Raw genomic sequence first — 3,726 nt, 5'->3', positions numbered from 1 at the left:
CAAACGCGGTAAAGGGACGCTCAAGTGGTATCCTTCCACCGTGGTTAAGGAGCTGAATATTAGCGCAAATGGTAAGCAGATCGAAAGTGCGATCGCAATTCAGCATCAACCTACGAAAGGTGCCCCTCCTCTCAACACCTTTCCCCTCTCTCAAACCATTGAAGATTCCTACAAATACGAAAATTCACCCCGCTTTGACAAAACTATCGTGCGTTTTGTTCCTCAACGGCAACCTCAAGGGAATGCCCCTAACTGGTACGTTGTTGACGCCTCAGAAACTGGGGAGTTGCTGGCTTTAGCGGACGTTCCCTACCGCCTGGGTATTGACCCTCGCTCCTACGTAGAACCGTCCTCCTCAAGTGCCGATGGCGACCAATATTGCACCCAAGGCTTTACCTATACCTTTGCAATGCAAGCCACCAAGGAGCCTCAAACCTATCAGATGCCCTCGTTTTATCCTCAATACGAACCCTACTACAGCTATGAGCTAAAGCGATTGGCAGACTTTGGATTGGTGTACACCTATCGGCGGATTTGGAGTCCGGAAAAGGGTGAAACCAAAAAGTTTGGTGGTATCACTTACACGGCTCCTACACCGGGTGATATTTCCATGCAAAACTGGACTTGGGGTAATGACTACCGTCCAGGCACCTCCCAAGATAACTTTGTCTACGCCCGCGATCAGTTGCAAGCAACAGGACAGCTGCAACCCGGAGGTTGGATGGGTGGCTTGCGCACAGAGGCTTTACGCAAGGCAGAAGAAATCTCTCAGGGCTATTTCTACTGGTTGGTAGCCGGAAATACCGACTCTCAACTCGGCGCTGGTGTTAAGCAGCCACAACCCAACAACAAGTTTCTTTCGGGTTTAGATTCCCCAATGGGAACGGTACACGGATTGTCCAAGTATCCATACATGCGGGAAGGACGGCGGCTAATTGGACGCCCTGCCTATGGCTATCCCAACGGCTTTAGTGTTTGGGAAATCGATATCTCTCGACGTGACTACAAAGATGATTATTATCGCAAGACGCTCTCGCCGGAGACCTATCGCAGCTTGCGGGCAGCGTTGGCTGGACTAGAATCTATCTCTGTAATTGGGGGCAAAAAGTCGCCTGACGAAGTGAGGAGGCGGACTCGCTCCACTATTTATCCCGATTCTGTGGGGATTGGGCATTATGCGATCGACTTCCACCCCTGTATGGTTATGAGTCCACCTGAAGCACCTGGGAACAAAGAGCGTGAGGGTGAAAGGCAAGGAGCCGGTCAAGCTTACCCCTTCCAAATTCCTCTGCGAGCAATGATTCCGCAAAAAATTGACAATATGTTAGTTGCTGGAAAAAGCATTGCCACTAGCCACATTGCCGCCGCCGCCTATCGAGTACACTCCTTTGAATGGTCATCAGGTGCAGCCGCTGGCATTACGGCAGCATTTGCCTTGGAAAAAAGGATAGCCCCTTACGAACTGGTCGATCAACTCCCGCGAGCCGAGCCGGAACTGCAAGCTCTACGGCAGCGAATAGAAAACAGTGGCAATCCTACTGCGTTTCCCGATACTTCAATTTTCAATGAAACTTGGGACAAATGGCAGTAGCCGTTTGGGGTGAGAAATGGTCAACGGGTAGGTAAACTAGAAAAGAATACAGGTTGCTTAATTTTAGGTGAAGGATTTTCGTAACAGCCCTATGAGTATGGTAGTATTAGCGGTTTATTACGCGACATCTGCATCGCCAGTTATAGCTCCTGAAAAATCGGGTCAAGTTACTCGCCAGCACTATCCCAATTACAAGGTGATTGTGCTGGACGATGATTTCAACACGTTTCAGCACGTTCACGACTGTTTGGTAAAGTATATTCCTGGTATGACGAGCGATCGCGCTTGGGAACTCACGAATCAGGTTCATTTTCAAGGTCAAGCCATTGTCTGGGTTGGCCCCCAAGAACAAGCGGAACTCTACCACCAACAGCTGAGTCGTGCAGGGTTAACGATGGCTCCTATAGAAGCAGCATAACCTCATGAGCAATACCAATGACGGCAGGCTGGTTTGGAATCACTCCACTCACATTCCGGGTTTGATTCCAGTTCTAGAACGTCTTACGCGTTACACTGGGATTCAAACAATTACGCCTGCTGTCATTGGACGAGCTAAAAGTCATAGTCCCCGATTACATTTAAAAGTATCGGTGCCCATTCGCGGGGGCTTTAAAATTATTGCTAGGTCAGGAAAAACATATCAAGAGGTATTTATTGTGACCTTCTTGAGTCAAGGTGAATTAGAAGATGCGATCGCTCAAGTTTTGAAACGTTGAGCACGAGTTTTTCCGAGTTGAGAAGACTCGCTCATCTTATGGATTGTAGGGTGCCCTCCCAGTACAACTCCATGCATCCTAGAAGACTAAGGTTTGATATGAATCAACTACAAACATCTTTTGTTGTGATTGCGAGTGCTGCAATTTTGGTTGTTCCTGCCGTCACTGGTGAATTGATCAACGCCCCAGCAGATGCCAGCCAAATCCAGCCGCCTACTTCTCAACGCGTTTCTCAATCTAGACGTACAATCAATGAAAAGAAAGCCATTAATGCTGTTTGGCAGTTGCGACAAGTTCAACAGAAAGTTCAGACAATTAAGCGGTTATCTAAGGGAAAAGCACACGTTGGTTTGAGAGTTGATAGTTCCCCTACAACGGCTGAACCTTATTATGTTATTCAACTGTTTGAAGAACATAGCGATCGCATCACAACCCTAGATTGGTTTCATGTTTCTACCCAAGGTGCGGTTACCGTTTTAGACGCGGTTACAGGTAAGTATATTTCACCCCCAAAATAGAAGCCGTGAAGAAGCACCTACACGCTCTAGATTCTATTCCCAACCCGATCCTATAAAATGGAAGCCAATTTGCGATCGCTCCTCCTGTTTTTTCTGGGAACTATCCCTGCTCCCCTAATCTTGGTGCAGTTAAGGCATTGGAATACTTGAAACAGAAGCTTACCACCTTTATGGCGGCTCATCGCCTTTTCACCCTCCCGAAAGTGAACCGGATTGTGGTGTTGGGGCGAGGATGTATCGTTGAAGTAGGCGATTCAGTATCAATTGTTAGAGAATGATGGCATTTATGCATGACTATCTTCTCTACAAACCTAAATTTACCGCGATCCCCGATTATAAGCCCAGAAATGCAGCGCCAATTGATTCTAGAAATTAATCAGATAGAACTCGACAGGGATCGTTATCACTATTAGACTGAAATATTAATGTAAAGTCTGTTACGCAGCATACAATACAAAACTTAATATACAGCATTCCTTATTTTGAGAGGTTATCCCGTGCGTACCCAGAGCATCTCCAAAACAGAAACAGAAACACCAACCCCGCCCCAGTCTATCACCCGCCAGACTGGTGCCTATGCGTTAATGGACAGCCTTAGGCGTCATGGTGTCGAGCATATTTTTGGTTATCCCGGTGGAGCGATTCTACCCATCTATGACGAGCTATATCACTGGGAAACCCGAGGTGAAATTCAGCATATCTTAGTGAGACACGAGCAGGGAGCTGCTCACGCGGCTGACGCTTATGCCCGTGCAACAGGTAAAGTGGGGGTCTGTTTTGGCACATCGGGTCCGGGAGCCACTAACTTAGTCACAGGAATTGCCACGGCTCACATGGACTCGATTCCGATGGTAATTATAACGGGTCAGGTTGGTCGTGCATCGATCGGCACGGATGCGTT

Annotated in this window: 5 protein-coding genes; all 5 read left to right on the top strand. The window is 47.7% G+C overall.

What is annotated here, in order from left to right:
• Positions 1–1,591, top strand: a 1,591-nt coding sequence (locus V6C93_RS08765) for an FAD-dependent oxidoreductase (protein WP_333476274.1), incomplete at its 5' end; no start/stop codon positions are given.
• A gap of 91 nt (positions 1,592–1,682) precedes the next feature.
• The gene (clpS, locus tag V6C93_RS08760; protein ID WP_333476273.1) at positions 1,683–2,009 is read left to right on the top strand and encodes an ATP-dependent Clp protease adapter ClpS; all 327 of its coding nucleotides are present in this window, start codon (positions 1,683–1,685) and stop codon (positions 2,007–2,009) included.
• Positions 2,010–2,013: 4 nt separating this feature from the next.
• A complete protein-coding gene (locus V6C93_RS08755; RefSeq protein WP_333476272.1) occupies positions 2,014–2,307 on the top strand; it encodes a DUF2103 domain-containing protein in 294 nt (97 codons plus the stop codon).
• 98 nt (positions 2,308–2,405) lie between these two features.
• The gene (locus tag V6C93_RS08750) at positions 2,406–2,825 is read left to right on the top strand and encodes a hypothetical protein (protein ID WP_333476271.1); all 420 of its coding nucleotides are present in this window, start codon (positions 2,406–2,408) and stop codon (positions 2,823–2,825) included.
• A 512-nt stretch (positions 2,826–3,337) separates the two neighbouring features.
• The coding region (locus V6C93_RS08745) for a thiamine pyrophosphate-binding protein (RefSeq protein ID WP_349262658.1) at positions 3,338–3,726 on the top strand (389 nt) is incomplete at its 3' end.

This window comes from Allocoleopsis sp., from assembly GCF_036703385.1.
Lineage (GTDB): Bacteria > Cyanobacteriota > Cyanobacteriia > Cyanobacteriales > Coleofasciculaceae > Allocoleopsis.
Note: the sequence above shows the minus strand (reverse complement) of the source record. Positions and strands in the feature narration are given on the sequence as shown.

Coding starts and splice junctions, on each gene's coding strand:
- clpS (WP_333476273.1), top strand. CDS start 1,683: ATGAGTATGGTAGTATTAGCGGTTTATTACGCGACATCTGCATCGCCA.
- V6C93_RS08755 (WP_333476272.1), top strand. CDS start 2,014: ATGAGCAATACCAATGACGGCAGGCTGGTTTGGAATCACTCCACTCAC.
- V6C93_RS08750 (WP_333476271.1), top strand. CDS start 2,406: ATGAATCAACTACAAACATCTTTTGTTGTGATTGCGAGTGCTGCAATT.